General features: G+C 49.2%; 14 protein-coding genes and 1 CRISPR repeat array (1 of these 15 running past the window's edge). Of the genes, 7 read left to right on the plus strand and 7 right to left on the minus strand.

All coding sequences use genetic code 11. The annotated features are described in order from the left end of the window. A CRISPR array of direct repeats spans nucleotides 1-931; the repeat unit is 29 nt; unit sequence GTGTTCCCCGTGCCCACGGGGATGAACCG; it begins 14 nt to the left of the window's first position. Nucleotides 932-1,114: 183 nt separating this feature from the next. Both BZJ18_RS00895 and BZJ18_RS00900 read left to right on the plus strand, forming a co-directional pair. After that, nucleotides 1,115-2,032 (plus strand): IS5 family transposase, encoded by a 918-nt coding sequence (locus tag BZJ18_RS00895; RefSeq protein ID WP_077454990.1) that lies wholly within the window; start codon nucleotides 1,115-1,117, stop codon nucleotides 2,030-2,032. A 159-nt stretch (nucleotides 2,033-2,191) separates the two neighbouring features. Further along, nucleotides 2,192-2,515 carry a hypothetical protein gene (locus BZJ18_RS00900; protein WP_077454969.1) on the plus strand — a complete coding sequence of 108 codons (324 nt, stop codon included), beginning with the start codon at nucleotides 2,192-2,194 and terminating at the stop codon, nucleotides 2,513-2,515. A 58-nt stretch (nucleotides 2,516-2,573) separates the two neighbouring features. On the opposite strand, the gene BZJ18_RS17230 is transcribed toward BZJ18_RS00900, so the two are convergent. Then, on the minus strand, nucleotides 2,574-2,744 hold the full coding sequence (locus BZJ18_RS17230; protein WP_158011237.1) for a hypothetical protein: 171 nt from the start codon (nucleotides 2,742-2,744) through the stop codon (nucleotides 2,574-2,576). Nucleotides 2,745-2,905: 161 nt separating this feature from the next. Continuing rightward, entirely contained in the window at nucleotides 2,906-3,253 is a 348-nt protein-coding gene (locus BZJ18_RS00905; RefSeq protein ID WP_069586948.1) for a carboxymuconolactone decarboxylase family protein, read from the minus strand. Between the two features lie 243 nt (nucleotides 3,254-3,496). Here BZJ18_RS00905 and BZJ18_RS00910 point away from each other — a divergent pair, with 243 nt between their 5' ends. After that, complete coding sequence (locus BZJ18_RS00910; RefSeq protein ID WP_077454970.1) at nucleotides 3,497-5,455, plus strand: methyl-accepting chemotaxis protein; 1,959 nt, start codon at nucleotides 3,497-3,499, stop codon at nucleotides 5,453-5,455. 83 nt (nucleotides 5,456-5,538) lie between these two features. Here BZJ18_RS00910 and BZJ18_RS00915 read toward each other — a convergent pair whose 3' ends face one another. Together BZJ18_RS00915 and BZJ18_RS00920 are read right to left on the minus strand one after the other, a co-directional pair. Then, on the minus strand, nucleotides 5,539-6,924 hold the full coding sequence (locus BZJ18_RS00915; protein ID WP_077454991.1) for a multicopper oxidase family protein: 1,386 nt from the start codon (nucleotides 6,922-6,924) through the stop codon (nucleotides 5,539-5,541). A 149-nt stretch (nucleotides 6,925-7,073) separates the two neighbouring features. Then, entirely contained in the window at nucleotides 7,074-7,847 is a 774-nt protein-coding gene (locus BZJ18_RS00920; RefSeq protein ID WP_077454971.1) for an EAL domain-containing protein, read from the minus strand. 338 nt (nucleotides 7,848-8,185) lie between these two features. Here BZJ18_RS00920 and BZJ18_RS00925 point away from each other — a divergent pair, with 338 nt between their 5' ends. Next, the gene (locus BZJ18_RS00925; RefSeq protein WP_069586945.1) at nucleotides 8,186-8,800 is read left to right on the plus strand and encodes a DNA-J related domain-containing protein; all 615 of its coding nucleotides are present in this window, start codon (nucleotides 8,186-8,188) and stop codon (nucleotides 8,798-8,800) included. Between the two features lie 55 nt (nucleotides 8,801-8,855). On the opposite strand, the gene BZJ18_RS00930 is transcribed toward BZJ18_RS00925, so the two are convergent. Next, the gene (locus BZJ18_RS00930) at nucleotides 8,856-9,152 is read right to left on the minus strand and encodes a DUF406 family protein (protein ID WP_077454972.1); all 297 of its coding nucleotides are present in this window, start codon (nucleotides 9,150-9,152) and stop codon (nucleotides 8,856-8,858) included. Nucleotides 9,153-9,400: 248 nt separating this feature from the next. Then, a complete protein-coding gene (locus BZJ18_RS00935) occupies nucleotides 9,401-11,056 on the minus strand; it encodes an AMP-binding protein (protein ID WP_077454973.1) in 1,656 nt (551 codons plus the stop codon). 365 nt (nucleotides 11,057-11,421) lie between these two features. On the opposite strand from BZJ18_RS00935, the gene BZJ18_RS00940 reads away from it, so the two are divergent. The 3 genes from BZJ18_RS00940 to BZJ18_RS00950 all read left to right on the plus strand — a co-directional run bounded on the left by BZJ18_RS00940 (nucleotide 11,422) and on the right by BZJ18_RS00950 (nucleotide 14,497). Beyond that, nucleotides 11,422-11,886, plus strand: a complete 465-nt coding sequence (locus tag BZJ18_RS00940) for a TetR family transcriptional regulator (RefSeq protein WP_198532154.1) — start codon at nucleotides 11,422-11,424, stop codon at nucleotides 11,884-11,886. Between the two features lie 349 nt (nucleotides 11,887-12,235). Beyond that, nucleotides 12,236-13,081: a magnesium transporter gene (locus BZJ18_RS00945; protein ID WP_077454975.1), complete on the plus strand. Its 846-nt coding sequence runs from the start codon at nucleotides 12,236-12,238 to the stop codon at nucleotides 13,079-13,081. A gap of 228 nt (nucleotides 13,082-13,309) precedes the next feature. Beyond that, the gene (locus BZJ18_RS00950; RefSeq protein WP_077454976.1) at nucleotides 13,310-14,497 is read left to right on the plus strand and encodes an acetate kinase; all 1,188 of its coding nucleotides are present in this window, start codon (nucleotides 13,310-13,312) and stop codon (nucleotides 14,495-14,497) included. Between the two features lie 279 nt (nucleotides 14,498-14,776). Here BZJ18_RS00950 and BZJ18_RS17755 read toward each other — a convergent pair whose 3' ends face one another. Further along, nucleotides 14,777-14,959 carry a hypothetical protein gene (locus BZJ18_RS17755; protein ID WP_443216492.1) on the minus strand — a complete coding sequence of 61 codons (183 nt, stop codon included), beginning with the start codon at nucleotides 14,957-14,959 and terminating at the stop codon, nucleotides 14,777-14,779. Nucleotides 14,960-14,978 lie beyond the last annotated feature (19 nt).

Below are 14,978 nucleotides of genomic sequence, written 5' to 3' on the forward strand. Positions count from 1 at the left end.
CACGGGGATGAACCGATTATTTATCCGTCGCTCACCCTCATCACAGTGTGTTCCCCGTGCCCACGGGGATGAACCGCGGGCGTAAGTGATATAATTTACGCATAGCGAGTGTTCCCCGTGCCCACGGGGATGAACCGAAACCCCGCACAGTGGCGGGGTGTGGTTAGTTGTGTTCCCCGTGCCCACGGGGATGAACCGATAGTGAGGCAGGTTAGCTCTAATGTGCTCCGGTGTTCCCCGTGCCCACGGGGATGAACCGCAATCAGAGCAGCAGGCGCGGGAGCACGCGGAGTGTTCCCCGTGCCCACGGGGATGAACCGGCACCATCCTTTTATTGCAGCAAGGGCGGCGAGTGTTCCCCGTGCCCACGGGGATGAACCGCATGTAGACGCCATGCGATTCGTATTCACCGTGTGTTCCCCGTGCCCACGGGGATGAACCGCTGACAATCAATCTCTGGAATGTTTGTCGTGAGTGTTCCCCGTGCCCACGGGGATGAACCGTGTCCAGAATGCGGAAGCGGATTAATCCGACGGTGTTCCCCGTGCCCACGGGGATGAACCGTGCAAATATACGGCCTTTGACAACAAAGGAAAGTGTTCCCCGTGCCCACGGGGATGAACCGCAGTTTTTGATATAAAGGAATCCCTTTTTGTTGTGTTCCCCGTGCCCACGGGGATGAACCGCAATAACAACGAAATGACACTGGATAGCTCTGGTGTTCCCCGTGCCCACGGGGATGAACCGCAGGAACGCGACTACATCCGCAAGCGCAGGCAGTGTTCCCCGTGCCCACGGGGATGAACCGGCGGTGTGTTCGTGGTCAAGTGCTAATCCGCGCGTGTTCCCCGTGCCCACGGGGATGAACCGCACGCACTCAGCGGCGTATGTTTGCGGTAATTGTGTTCCCCGTGCCCACGGGGATGAACCGACAGTGCCGAAGATACGGAACCCTATGATGGAGGTGTCGATTTAGATGATTGGTGATTGCAGTACTGCAATCTCTCTTGCGATTACTTAGTTAGTGCATCTGCGTGGCGTTGTTTCCTAAATCATTGAACTTATCATCCGAGCCGCGATCAGATTATCAAAGCCTCAAAACAGGTCTCAGATGATGAGCAAAGCCAAGTACAAAATCAGCAATTGTAAGCAATACAATCAAGCACTGATTAATCGTGGTTCGATTACCTTTTGGGTTGATGACGCCGCTATCCAGACTTGGCACTGCAAAGAGCATCATGGCAAACGAGGCAGAGGCTTTACCTTTACCGATGGTGCCATTGAAACCGCGCTGATGGTTAAAGGTATTTTCAAGCTCCCTCTTCGCACCCTGCAAGGCTTTCTCGACTCGATATTTGGTCTGATGGACGTACCGCTAAAATCGCCGTCATACAGTTGTATCAGTAAACGAGCGAAGACGGTCGAGGTTAACTACCGATTACCCAGTCGTGGACCCGTTGCTCACGTCGTTATTGATGCCACTGGGTTAAAAGTGTTCGGCGAGGGAGAGTGGAAAACGCGCAAACATGGCAAGGAAAAACGCCGTGTTTGGCGCAAGCTGCATCTCGCGATTGACGACAGTACACATGAAGTGATTTCTGCCGTCGTGAGCTTAGCGTCTGTCGGCGACAATGAAGCCCTACCGACACTACTCAACCCGTTACGCCGAAACATCGCCCAAGTCAGCGCTGACGGTGCTTACGATACGAAAGCCTGTCATCAGGTGCTCAAGAAAAAAGGCATCAAACCGACCATTCCACCGCGTAGCAACGCGGGTTACTGGGAGGATGGCCACCCTCGCAATGCAGCCGTCAGCGCCTTGAAATCGCGTAACTTGGAAGACTGGAAACAAGAAGAGGCTTATCACCAACGCTCTCTGTCTGAAACAGGCATGCCTCGATACAAAACGTTAATCAACCCTAAGCTGACCCTACGCAACTATGATGCCCAAGTTGGCGAAGCATTGGCCAACGTGAAAGCAATAAACAAAGTCATAAGACTTGGTATGCCTGTTAGTTACCGAATTGACTGAGGGGAGCAATCCCATTGAGATCAGTGCGTTGGGTGACTGATTTGACCAACAATGCCTATCTGCGTTATCGTAGTTATGTTGTTTTCTTATTAATTAATATCGCCTTTTATAGCAGTTAGGGGTGGTCGCTTTGGTTTCTATTTCTTACAACGAACTTATATGTATACTCAGCGATTTTGGTTTGTCCTAGTTTGTGTTTTCACTTTGCTAGGTGTTGTGGCAGCTTACGGATGGTTCGCGGAAACCGTCAAATTTGGTGGTTTTATTGCAACGGGTAGTCTGCTCCTTGCAATGGGTTGTTTTCGATTTGCTATTAAAAATAAAGACCCTGATGTCATTTTTGGGGCGTGGGGTGGAGTTGAAAACGCTCCTAATATTACGGAAGAGTGGGTAGGAGAAAAGATTCTACAGGACTCAATTGAAATTGATCCAGATTGGGTGGGTTCACTTGCATGGTTAGGAAACCCTGATAGATTAGAATAAGGATCTGCGTAAAAAACCCAGCTTTGGAAGCTGGGTTTTTTTGGCTTTTTTAAAAGAATTACAAGCCTTTCAACGCGTTCGCATCAACCTTTGGCTTGTCCCCAAAGTTGTCCGGCTCTGGAGGTGGTGCAGGTTTATCTTCTTCAAGCGGTTGGAAGACATTGAATTCACTGTCCCCATCGACTTTTTGTCGCCGCTGAGCATTGCTTTGATTATTCAAAGATTCCATTACATAGGTTCTTTTGCCTTAGGGATACTTCCCCGTGCCCATGGGGATAAACCGCAACTCGCTGTCCTTGTATTCATAGAGATGCTATTTGTGGTAGCACTGACGAGACTTATTGAGAAGGCCGATACCTCAATAACTCGGCCTTTGACTATATAAATAAACTAGCAATTGCTAAGCTGCTCAACCGCCTCTAGGGCTTGCGCACCATAAATCAGCGAAGGGCCGCCGCCCATTAAAATGGCAACGTTGATCGCCTCTACACATTCTTGCTTGGTCGCACCGTGCTTTAATGCGGCGGCAACATGTGCGCCGATACAGCCATCGCAACGCGCGGCAATACCAATCCCTAGTGCAATCAACTCTTTGGTTTTTACATCAAGGTCGCCTTCAGCCATTGCGGCACGATGAAGCTGACCAAATGCCGCCAGAGTCTCACTGCTGTTTGCTTTAAATTGTTTATTTAACGCCAATTGTTGCTCATTGATTTCTTGATAGTTTTTCTTGGTCATAGTCCCACCTTTTATTTTAGCTTTGACTAATATATTTGCTTTGTGTGTAGGATGCAATCCGTGTCCATGATTTATAATTGATTGCCTAGAAATCTTTCTCATCCTGTTGGTTTCGATTTGCCAGCGCCGTTAAATCCGCTTTTTTATGGCTGCCTGACAATGCCTGTTCTAGTCTCAATAAGTCACTATTGATAGTTGACATGTTAATGCTGAACGGTAGGTAGTCACTGACGGGGGTCAGTTATGAGTATTAAAAAACGCATTTTAGCCATTGTGTTGACAGGGGTGGTACTGCCGACGTTGATTATTGCCATTGTTGCCCTGTATCAGTTTCGAACGAGTACCTTGATCAGCTACGAACAAAGCTCATACAAAGAAATGCAGCACATTGGTAATGCGTTTAAGTTCTATCTACAAGGCCTGTCTGCCAACGCGAAAATGTTAGCCAATAGCCAAGCGTTGCAAGAGCTTGATGGCAGTGTCGCCAAATACATGGGCCCGTCAAAGCCAATGACATCGCTTCAAAATAGCTCGGTCGAAGCCCGTGCGTTTAAATTGTTGGATGCAATGGGTAATTCGCGTGATGATTTCGCCTATGTCTTTCTCGGTTTAAGCGATGGGGGCTACATTCAGTGGCCGCAAGGGGAGTCTGGCGATTACGACCCTCGGCAGCGCCCTTGGTTTCAGACGGGGGTAGGAAGTGGTAACAACCCTGTTCGAGTCCCTTCCTACCAAGATATTACAACAGGAGCGCCTTTACTGGATTATGTTATCGAATTTCAGGCGCAAGACGGGTTAACCGGGGTGGTGGGTGTTGATGTTACCTTGGAGGCATTGACCAATATGCTTGGCGAGGTCACGCTCGGCCAGTCAGGTTACATTGTGCTGGTGGAAGATACCGGCACCATCTTAGCCGATCCTAATAACCCAGATAACAACTTTGAATCCGTAGACAGCGTGAATAGCGTCTATAGTGGTCAATCGCTAAGCCGTGCGCTCAAGGCGGTGTCATTTGATGGTGAGTCTTATTTTGTTAACCAGTATCAAGCGCCCGATAGCGGCTGGCGTTTAATTGGTATTGTGCCTCAGCAAGAAGTGTTAGGGCAGGTGAATCAACTGCAAACCGTGATTATCTCGATTGGTGTACTTTTAGTGGTGATTTTCGGGGTGCTGGGCTTCTTTATGGTTAACCGAATCTCTGCCTCGATTGTTGCGGTGAGTGATGGGCTCAGTGATGCGGCAAGCGGTGAAGGTGACTTAACTAAACGTTTGCCGGTAACCAGCAAAGATGAGCTAGGCACGACCGCCACTGCCTTTAACCAGTTTGTGGATGTGATCCAAGAGCTGATTATTGGCATTAAAGATCGCTCGCTGAAACTTACATCTCATGCCGATCATACCACCCAGTTTGCTGAGCAGCTTGATGGTGCGAGTCATCAGCAGCGCTCAGGGCTCGAGCAGATTGCGACCGCGTTTCATCAAATGGTCGCGACGGCCAATGAGGTATCGCAAAACTGTAATCAGACGGCTGATTCGGCGCAGCAATGCCAATCAGAAGTTGATCGCGGCATGGCCTTGATGAATAACACGCGCGCCGCAGTGCAAGAAATGGCGACCACGCTCAACGAAGCGGATAGCGCCATGGCTGAGCTTACGAAAGAAAACGACAATATCACCGCTATGCTGGATACCATTCGTGGTATTGCCGAGCAAACCAACCTATTGGCGCTGAATGCGGCGATAGAGTCTGCACGCGCGGGGGAGCATGGGCGAGGCTTTGCCGTAGTGGCGGATGAGGTTCGGGTGCTGTCGCAAAAGACCACCAAATCAACCGAAGAAATTGACGAGTTGTTACAAGCCCTGACTCAACGGACTAGCCAGCTGTCAGAAAAGCTACAGGGCAGTGTGGAACACTCGCAGACGACCACCGAGGCAACCGAAGAAGCCCTGAGTGTATTTGGTACTATTCAAGAGTTGGTGGGGCAGATCCATGATATGGCCGCGCAAATTGCCACCGCAACAGAAGAGCAGCACTCGGTATCGGAAGACATTAATCAGAATGTGACCAACGTATTGGATGGTGCGAATAGTGCCGCGGAAACCGCGGAACAAACTAACGCAACGGCGGCCGAGTTACGTATGGTGGCGACTGAACTCTCAGAGTTGGTAAACCGATTCAAAACCGACAAACCCAGCACATAACGGCGCTATCTTTAAACAGGAGCGCCAAAGAGGAACGGCGAGCAAGTAGGCTCGCCGTTTTATTGTGCACGTGATGTTTATCGCTACACCACTTCAACAAATCCCATTAGACCGGTTTTCATGTGCTCAATGACATGACAATGATACATCCACCGGCCAGGGTTATCGGCCACAAAGGCTGCCTTGGCGTGGCCATTTTTACCCAATAGCACGGTATCGGTATGGAAAGGTGTCACGGGTTTACCGTCCATTTCCAGCACGGTAAAGGTATGACCATGTAAATGGATTGGGTGGTGGTACTGAGTAACATTCTTTAAATCGAAAATATAGGTTTTGCCCCGTTCGAGCGTTGCGATCGGATCGGGAATATTGCCTTTGCTCATTCCCTCCCATGCGCGTTTGTTCATCAGCCAAAATTCGTGCTTCCCTTTGCCTTGCTTATCGGCGGGTGTGATTGCGCCGGCCCATTCAAAGACAAAGTGTCGCGTTTCCGCATTCGCCAAGTCAGGAGTGGCCACTGGATTAAGTGGCAGGGCGGGCAAAGGTTTTTCGACCAAGGTGGATGGCGTTGTGGTAAAGCTAGCCAGTAGGAAAGGAAAACGGCCTTTCATGTACATGATCTCAACATTGGTTCCGGCTTTGGGGGCGACTAAACCAATATCGAGTCGCATACCGGGCGCGATCTTGTGCTCTTCGAGTCGTCGAGGCGTCGCGATCGGATTACCGTCAATGGCAACAATCCAAGCGTCCGCACCGCGGACTTGAATAGGATAAGTCAGGGTATTATCGACGTTGGCTAAACGCAGGCGAGTGGTGGCATTTTCTTGTAGTTCATACTTAGGTTGATGAACACCGTTCACCGTGCCCCATTCACCCGGCGTTCCCATTCGGGCGCTGTAACGAGGAATGGCGAGATCTTTCCATTGCCCTTGGGGGTCGAGGTGCCAATGTTTGAGCATGAGTACATGCTCTTCGTCAAACGCGACCGGTGACGCTTCTTCCACCACAATGGTGCCCACCAAGCCTTTGCCCAATTGCACCACAGAGTTCATGTGAGGATGATACCAAAAGGTGCCAGCGTCAGGCGGTGTAAAGCGATAAGTAAAGGTTTCGCCCGGCTGAATAGGGGGTTGGGATAAAAAGGGTACACCGTCCATTTCAATCGGAATACGGAGTCCATGCCAATGAATGGTGGTGGGTTCATTAAGGTTATTGGTAAAGTGAATTGTCACGGGCTCGCCCTGACGGCAGCGAATCGTGGGCGCAGGGATCTTGCCGTTAAATGCCAATACATCCGTTTGATGGCCGGGCACTAAAGATGCTGTGCTTGGCTCAGCGCTTAAGTGATATTCCCACATGCCATTATCTCGTGATGCGGATACCAGCGAACAAGCAGGAAGGGCGGACAACGCAGCGAAAGCAGCGGAAGATTGGAGAAAGCGACGTCGAGTGAGGCCATGCACTGGCATGCCTTGGTCACGGCAAGTCATAAGAATACCTTTCGAATCAAATAATCGGCTTACTATACCGTGAACGCGTCAAAGTGAGAAAGATTATCAATTGACCCTGTGAGGCAGTTAAAATAAGCCAGCAACAGACTGCTGGCTCGATAGTCGGATTATTGACGGTGAAAAATGTCGAGGCCAGATGCTTGATTTATGGCGGGTAATGCTTCGAATTCAGGCTTGGCAATATAATACCCTTGGAAGAAGTCGATGCCTAAATCGTGCAAGCAGCGTAATTCTCTCTCAGTTTCTATCCCTTCGGCAATAATTTGACGCCCTAGCTCCTCACACATTGCCACACTGTGGCGAACAATGGCCTGTTTCACTGGGTCAGTATCAATATCTCTCACCAGCGCCATATCGATTTTAATAATATTGGTATCAATATTAGCCAGTGCCGTTAAGCCAGAGTAACCGGCGCCGAAATCATCAATGGCGGTAATAAAGCCTTGCGAGCGGTAATAGCGAATAATGCGTTGAATATGATCATAATCAAGCACTTCTTCCCCTTCGGTAAACTCAAACAAGATGCGATCGAGCGGAAACTGGTGTTCGCGCGCGGCTTTAAGGGTGGTTTGAATACAACGTTCGGGCTCGTAAACAGCATTAGGCATAAAGTTAATGCTCAAAAAGCAGGGGATCTCGAGCTTTGCCGCTAATGACACCGCTTTAATACGGCAGGTCTGATCAAATTGATACTGATTGTCGGCGTTTACATGTTTAAAAACACTGCCCGCACCGCTGCCATCCATGCCTCGTACCAGCGCTTCGTATGCGAACACACGCCCAGTGGATAATTGAACAATGGGCTGAAAGGCCATTGAAAAGGCAAAAGGGAGCGGTTTTTTGTTTTTGCAGGCATCACATTGGGAGGCGGAATGTGTCATAGATTTAAATATCAATGGAATAAAGGTGTTTTCACAATAGTAGATGGTGCGTGTCTTTAATGCGAGTCAAGGTGTCTAATCTCTGCGCCACGACGAGTTATCTACAATGAGAAATTAAGTTGGCACTAGATATGCTTAATAATTAAGCGGCAATATCAGGCGCTTTTTTGACGTCGTGCGATACAAAAAGTATGGCATACGGATGAACAAGCTGCTTTTTGCTGATAATGGCGACAAAGTGACCAAATTTGGTTTATACCTTAATAAGGTTGTTAAACGACCGAAAATACCAGATGTGCCGGTTCAAGGTAGCTGGCCAGTGACAGAGGATGAACGTCATGCTTGCTGAAAAACGGGATGAAATAGACAACCCCCTGATTTGGCCAATACTCAGTATCTTGGAATCTACGCGACAAAGCTGGAAAGTGCATCACCTTCTCAGTGAGTTGCAAAAAAACACCATCATGGCAGAGCTGGATGCTGACCCGCATCTTGATCTGTTTAAGCGCAATTTTTTGATAATGAATGCGCTATACCAACTGCAAGAGATGTTGCTACCTCAGCAGTGGTTGCAGGTGGAGTCAATGGACATTCAATTGCAGTGGCGTGTCGGCGGTAATGGTTTTGTGGCAAACGAAATCGATTATCAAGATCCACTCCGTGAATATTACATGGATTGGAACAACTACGACGCTAGCCGAGACGATGTCAAAGAGCTTCTATCGTCGTTTTGGAAGCATTATCAACGCCATATTGGTAATGATGCACCGGGCGAAACCATGCTGGAGCGCAAAAAAGCGCTAACCGTACTTGGGTTGGATGAGCACGCTAGTGAGCATGAGATCCGTCGACAGTGGCGTAAAATGGCGTTGAAGTGGCACCCAGACCGTCCTGAAGGCGATGCGACCACGTTTCGTGAAATGTGCGAGGCTTGGCAAAGCCTGCGTCTTTAATTCCGCCCTCAGCAAGCAAATACAGGGTGTGGTGACACACCCTGTATGGTAGTGGTTAGGCGTTGTTGAGGCCACGGCTGCGTAGCTCAAAGATAAGCTTTTCAGCGCTGCATTCAAATTGCATTTTGATATGTGCACTGTCGCCGCTAATTTGCTCGGCGTTAAAGTCGTGCTTGACGGCAGGGTTAACACTTTGTGCGAGCGAGAGGTACTGCTCAAAGCGCGCCTGCATTGCCTCGACGCTGTCGGCATGAATCGTCACTTCCGCGACTTCATCTCCTTCTGAGATAATATAACCAATTTCCGCGCTTACACCGCACGCGTCACATGCGTCAGTTTGATTCTCTTTCATGGTTGTCCCCTACGAGATAAAGCTGCAGGCGTCAAAATAGGCTTATCGCCTGCAATAAAGATGTCATGCTGATCTTTAGCAGAGTCTTGATTGTGGCACATTGAGATAGGTCAGGTTTTGCAGGAGTTTGTAGCACGATGCATCATTGTCAGCAATCTAATTGTAAGCAATAGGTGGCGAATAAAAAATCACCCACCATCAGCGTATGCCAATCGTGGGTGATCGTCAGAGCATCTTGGTAGAATGCGCTAGACCCAGTCTTCTTCCCATTGGACCAAGGTGCCTTTTGGCCAGTTCGCGCCAACCTCGTGGTACTCTTGCTCTAGCTTATGGCGGCGAATTTTAAGTGTTGGCGTGAGTTTTCCGTTCTCAATGCTCCAAGGTTCTTTGATCATCAACACGCCTTTGATTTGCTGGTGGGACTCCAGCTCACCGTTGATGGTATCAATTACCTTTTTCACGCGGCGCTCATAGCGGGCCCGATCAAAGTGCGGGAAGTGGTGCGGCAAAGCAAGCAAAATAGGCGCAGGCATGCCAGAGCCGATCACACAGAGCATCTCAGCGTTAGACAGCTCAAATAAACGTTTTTCAATCGGTACAGGGGCGACAAATTTGCCTTTTGCGGTCTTGAAGGTATCGTTTTTACGCCCAGAGATACTCAGGTAGCCTTCACTATCGAGTTCGCCTAAATCCCCCGTGTGTAGCCAACCATCCACCAAGGTTTCGGCTGTGGCTTCCTCATTTTTGTAATAGCCACTAAATAGGCCCTGACTTTTGACTAAGATCTCCTGATCATCGGCTATCTTGATTTCAACGCCGGGTCCTGCATTACCGACGGTGCCAATTTTGTCAGCCCTAAATGGATAGTTGAGTGTGCTGTATGCGTAGCTTTCGGTCATTCCCCAGGCTTCGGTGATATGTAGGCCCAGCTTCTCATACCAGCGCAATAGTGCTGGAGCAACGGGTGCTGATCCACAGCCCAATACGCGCGCTTGATCAAGGCCAAGGTTCTTAGCGATTTTCTTTTTAATCAAACCACCGACAAGAGGAATGCTCAGCAGCAGGTTAAGACGTGCATCTGGCAATTTCTCTTGAATGCGCTGTTGGAACAACGTCCACAGTCGCGGTACCGAAATGAAAAGCGTTGGGCGATGCATTTTGACATCTTCAATAAAGGTATCGAGCGACTCTGGGAACGCGGTTGGGATCCCGCCCATAATGGCCGACCCCATGATGTACACACGCTCTGTGATATGGGCCAATGGCAGATACGAGAACAAACGATCGTTCGGCTCGATACCAATGTGGTCGATCAGGCGTTGTGCGGACCAACAATAGCCGCCGTAGCTCAGAATGGCCCCTTTCGGGAGCCCAGAGGTGCCAGAGGTATACACTAGAGACATCACATCATTATCCAGATGGACCGGACGCTCTTCGGTAGGTTCGTGACTCGCGACTAAATCCTGCCAGTCATAATGGCAATCCACCGTAGGATATGGAAATGCGATAGTCTTAATGTGTGATAGGGTCTGTAACGACGCTTTTAGCGCTTTGGTGTCATCCAGTTTGCCGACAAACATGGCCTTAGATTCACTGTGCGTGACCACGTGCTCAATGGTGTCGCTGCCGGCCGTTGGAAAAATGGGCACGCTGATGTAACTGCCCATCATCATCGCCAGATCGGCAATAAACCATTCCGCACAGTTTTTAGAAATCAGCGCCACCTTGTCACCGGGTTGCAAGCCCATGTCACGTAATGCTGTGACCATGCGCATTGCCTGATCAGCGACGTCCGTAAAGGTATAATCAACGAAACGGCGCTCGCGAATTTGGCGTAAAAATACGTGGTTAGGGCGTTCGTCGGCCCAGCGTAAAATTTGATCGTGTGGTTTGATGTGTGACATTGGACTTCCTCGTTGTCGCAACGTGATTCATACGTCTAACTGTTATAATAATGTTAACTTACTGACCCTGCCTGCATTTACGCAAGGCAATTGTTTAAACATGTGTTCAAATTATGACTGTCGGCACTATTTACACCAATAAGTCCTCATTTTTTGGGCTGTTTTCACACATATCTATCAAGGTATTAGCAGAACTTTGATCCGCTTCAGCGAGTCTTTGGTGTGTTTCGTGTCAGGCTTTCTATTGCACTCTGTACTATCTTTATGGCGAGCCGTGGCGCAAATGCGTTGCCTGCCAATCTATTGCAACATGCAGACGATGACTGCCCGCCATGCTGACGGAGACTGGGGAGAACACATTACACATGCCAAAACGCAGTAAGGCCCAAACACAACAGACGATCGAGACCATTCTTGATGCCGCGAAGCAGCAACTCCTGACGTTGGGCTACGAGGGCATGTCGTATACCACCCTCAGTGAAGCGACGGGGGTATCTCGTACTGGGATCAGTCACCACTTTCCGCGCAAACAAGATTTTATGGCTGCGCTCGAACCTGTACTGCTCGATAGTTTGATGGGTACGCTAGAGACGGACGGAACCGTTAACCAGTTAATGCAAAGCTGGATGCAGGCGATGCATGCCGATGGTGAGTTCAAAGCCATTTTACGATTGTGTTTCTACTTGCTGATCAGCGGTAAAGCCGATAACGGTGTCGCCTTTCGCTGTTTACGTAAATTGCAGGCGGATTGTGAAAAGCAAATGAATACCGATCTGACCGTTGCTTTTTCACAGCTGCTAGGCGCCAGTTTATTGATGTGCCGGCAGTAAGCGGCACCGGTCCGTTGAGTCTGCATAATAATTGACATAACACGACGATATCACGCCATTCGCTTACCAAAATTTGACAGACAGGCGCGATGCCTTTTGATAAACTCGCCACGCTTTTACAGCACCAGACCTTTTTTGGAGATAACTATGAACAATACCGACCATCCTCCTAGTCGATACGGAGAAAAATAACTGCCGTTGGTATTGTGATCCTTCCTTTTACCAGCGCAGTCGCAGCTGGTTTTCCCGCTCTGTTTTTCTCCTTTCTCGATGTAACGCTTAATCACGCCCTTTCAGCGTGAGGTTCGTTGTTGATGGTCGTTACCTGTTGCCAATCGGGAGATTCGCCATGACGGTAATGAACAACACTTTTGACTACGCCACTGCGTTTTCCACTGCAGAAATCGTGGCGGCACGTAATGCGTTTTTACAATACGATATCGACAAGCAAGTCGAGCTGCTTACCGTGATGCCGGTTGAGGAGTCGATGGGCATTTTGCATCACTGCTCGGTGGCTCATGTACAGCATTTGCTTAATGCGCTGGATGCGCAGGGGTTTGACCGCGAAGCCCGTGAATATGCCAACCATTTAGGCTTTATTCACTCGGAAGCGGAACCAGCGAAAAGCTACCTCTCTACTGGCGTGTTTGCACATGTTAAGCAGCGGATTGGCTGGATTGTCGGACTTGCGCTGCTTGGTATCGTTTCTGGGATGATCATTGCTCAGTACGAAGATACCTTAAGCCAGCTCGTTCTGTTGGCTGTGTATATGCCAGTGATTGCGGCGGCGGGAGGCAATACCGGTTCCCAAGCGGCAACCTTGGTGGTGAGGGCGCTTGCAACGGGAGAGCTTCGCAAACGTCAGTGGCTCCAAGTGATTTGGAAAGAGGCCCGCGTCGCGGTATTTATTGGTGTGGCGATTGCTGCAGTCATGATGGTGAGGATTTTACTGTTCAACCACAACGCGACGGTCGGCGCGTTTGCATTGCACGATATTGCGGTTGCCATTGCGTTGGCCCTGTTTATTCAGGTGACCATCTCCACGACGCTTGGCGGATTGCTGCCGATTGTGGCGCGCGCATGTCATCTTGATCCTGCCGTATTGGTTAGCCCGGTGCTTGCGTCTGTGGTGGATATCTCCGGAATGTGGATTTATTTCACCGTGGTCAATACCTACCTAGGCATTGGTAGCTAGCCCGAAGAGTGGCGCCCATGTGGCGCCATTTTTTATCTACGCTTATGGTCAGTGATAGCGAGCTCGTAGGATTTTGCGTATTCGATACGCACTTAGCTTGATCTTACGCAGTAAATTGCTGGGTAACTGTGCTATCACTATCACAACAGTTGAATTATTAAAAAATATTTTAATAATGGGAAAGGCGGCGTGATGCCGCGATTCAATTTCTGCCAATAAGGTAACCCTATGAGTGATGCACTGGTACTCGTTATTAATTCAGGTAGCTCGTCGTTAAAATTTGCCCTGATGGATGCGCAAACTGGCGATGCTGTGATTTCCGGCGCTGGAGAGTGCTTTGGGCGCGATGACGCGCGGATGAGCTGGAAAGTCGACGGTGAAAAAACCGAGAAAACCTTAAGTGCAGGAAGCAACCACCACCAAGAGGCCATGGACATCATTGTGGGCCTTATCGAAAGCAACCAATTGAGTGATAAACTGCAGGCCGTTGGCCACCGTGTGGTACATGGCGGTGAAACCTTCAGCCAAGCCACCTTAATTGACGATGCTGTATTGGCGCAAATTGATGCGCTAAAAGCTCTGGCGCCACTGCATAACCCAGCACATGTGGTGGGCATTAAAGCGGCACGTAAAGCCTTCCCAAGCTTGCCACAAGTGGCGGTTTTCGATACGGCATTCCATCAAACGATGCCAGAAAAAGCTTACCATTACGCGATTTCGCGTCAGCTCTACAACGATTACGGTATTCGCCGCTATGGCTTCCACGGCACTAGCCATTACTACGTAAGTCGTGAAGCGGCAAAATGGCTTAACCAAGCGCCTGAACAAACCAACGTCATCACTGTTCACCTTGGTAACGGTGCCTCTTTGTGTGCGGTCAAAGACGGTCAAAGTGTCGATACCAGCATGGGCTTTACGCCTTTAGCCGGTTTGATGATGGGCACACGCTGTGGTGATATTGACCCATCTATTCTAGAGTTTTTGTCGAAAAAAGGGCTCAGCATGGATCAAATCCACCATGAGCTGATCGATAAAGCCGGTTTACTCGGTGTTTCGGAATTAACGAACGATTGCCGAGGCTTGGTCGAGGCGGCAGAGCAGGGCCATAAAGGCGCCCAATTGGCGCTAGAAATGTTCGCTTATCGCGTTGCAAAATTCATCGCAAGTTACATGGTGCCATTATCCCGTCTGGATGCGATTGTTTTCACAGGCGGAATTGGCGAAAACTCACTGCCAGTCCGTGAAATGATTCTCAAAGAGCTGGCCATTTTCGGCTACCAAGCGGATGCCGATGCCAACGCCGCCGCGCGTTTTGGTGCCGCAGGGCAGATCACCACCCAAGCGTCACCGCTTGCATTGGTGATCCCAACCAACGAAGAGCTAGTTATTGCTCAGCAGTCGGTAGAATTGTTGTAATTTAAAGCAAAAACAGATAATTAAAGGCGAGCTTTGTGCTCGCTTTTTTTGTGATCATATGTTGGATAGACCATCGCAAAGCGCGCGAATGGCGACACAGCGATTACTCACTACATGATTGCTGCAATTGCTCCTTAGTTAGCCAAGTTAGTGTTGGCTTGGTTATGCCCAGACACGTCTCAGTGCGATCATTGCTCGCAAGGTTTTGCCCCAAAGTCGTTTAGGTAATAGTTACATTAGAAAACTAGAGTGTCGACTTCGAGTTAGCATTGCTAATGCCTAACCGCCAGCTATGCCAGAGGATGATTTACACAATCTGAGGTCTTTCGAATACACACGCCAACTACTTTTTGCCGATGTACGAGATTCTTCAACACATTTCACATATCCTGCTTGGTCAACGCGATAACCCAAATATATTCTGTTTGTCAGGGATAAAACAGCTATAGAAAAGACGGTGATGAATGCATATCTCCACCAT

Source organism: Salinivibrio sp. IB872 (assembly GCF_001995345.1).
GTDB classification, from domain to species: domain Bacteria; phylum Pseudomonadota; class Gammaproteobacteria; order Enterobacterales; family Vibrionaceae; genus Salinivibrio; species Salinivibrio proteolyticus.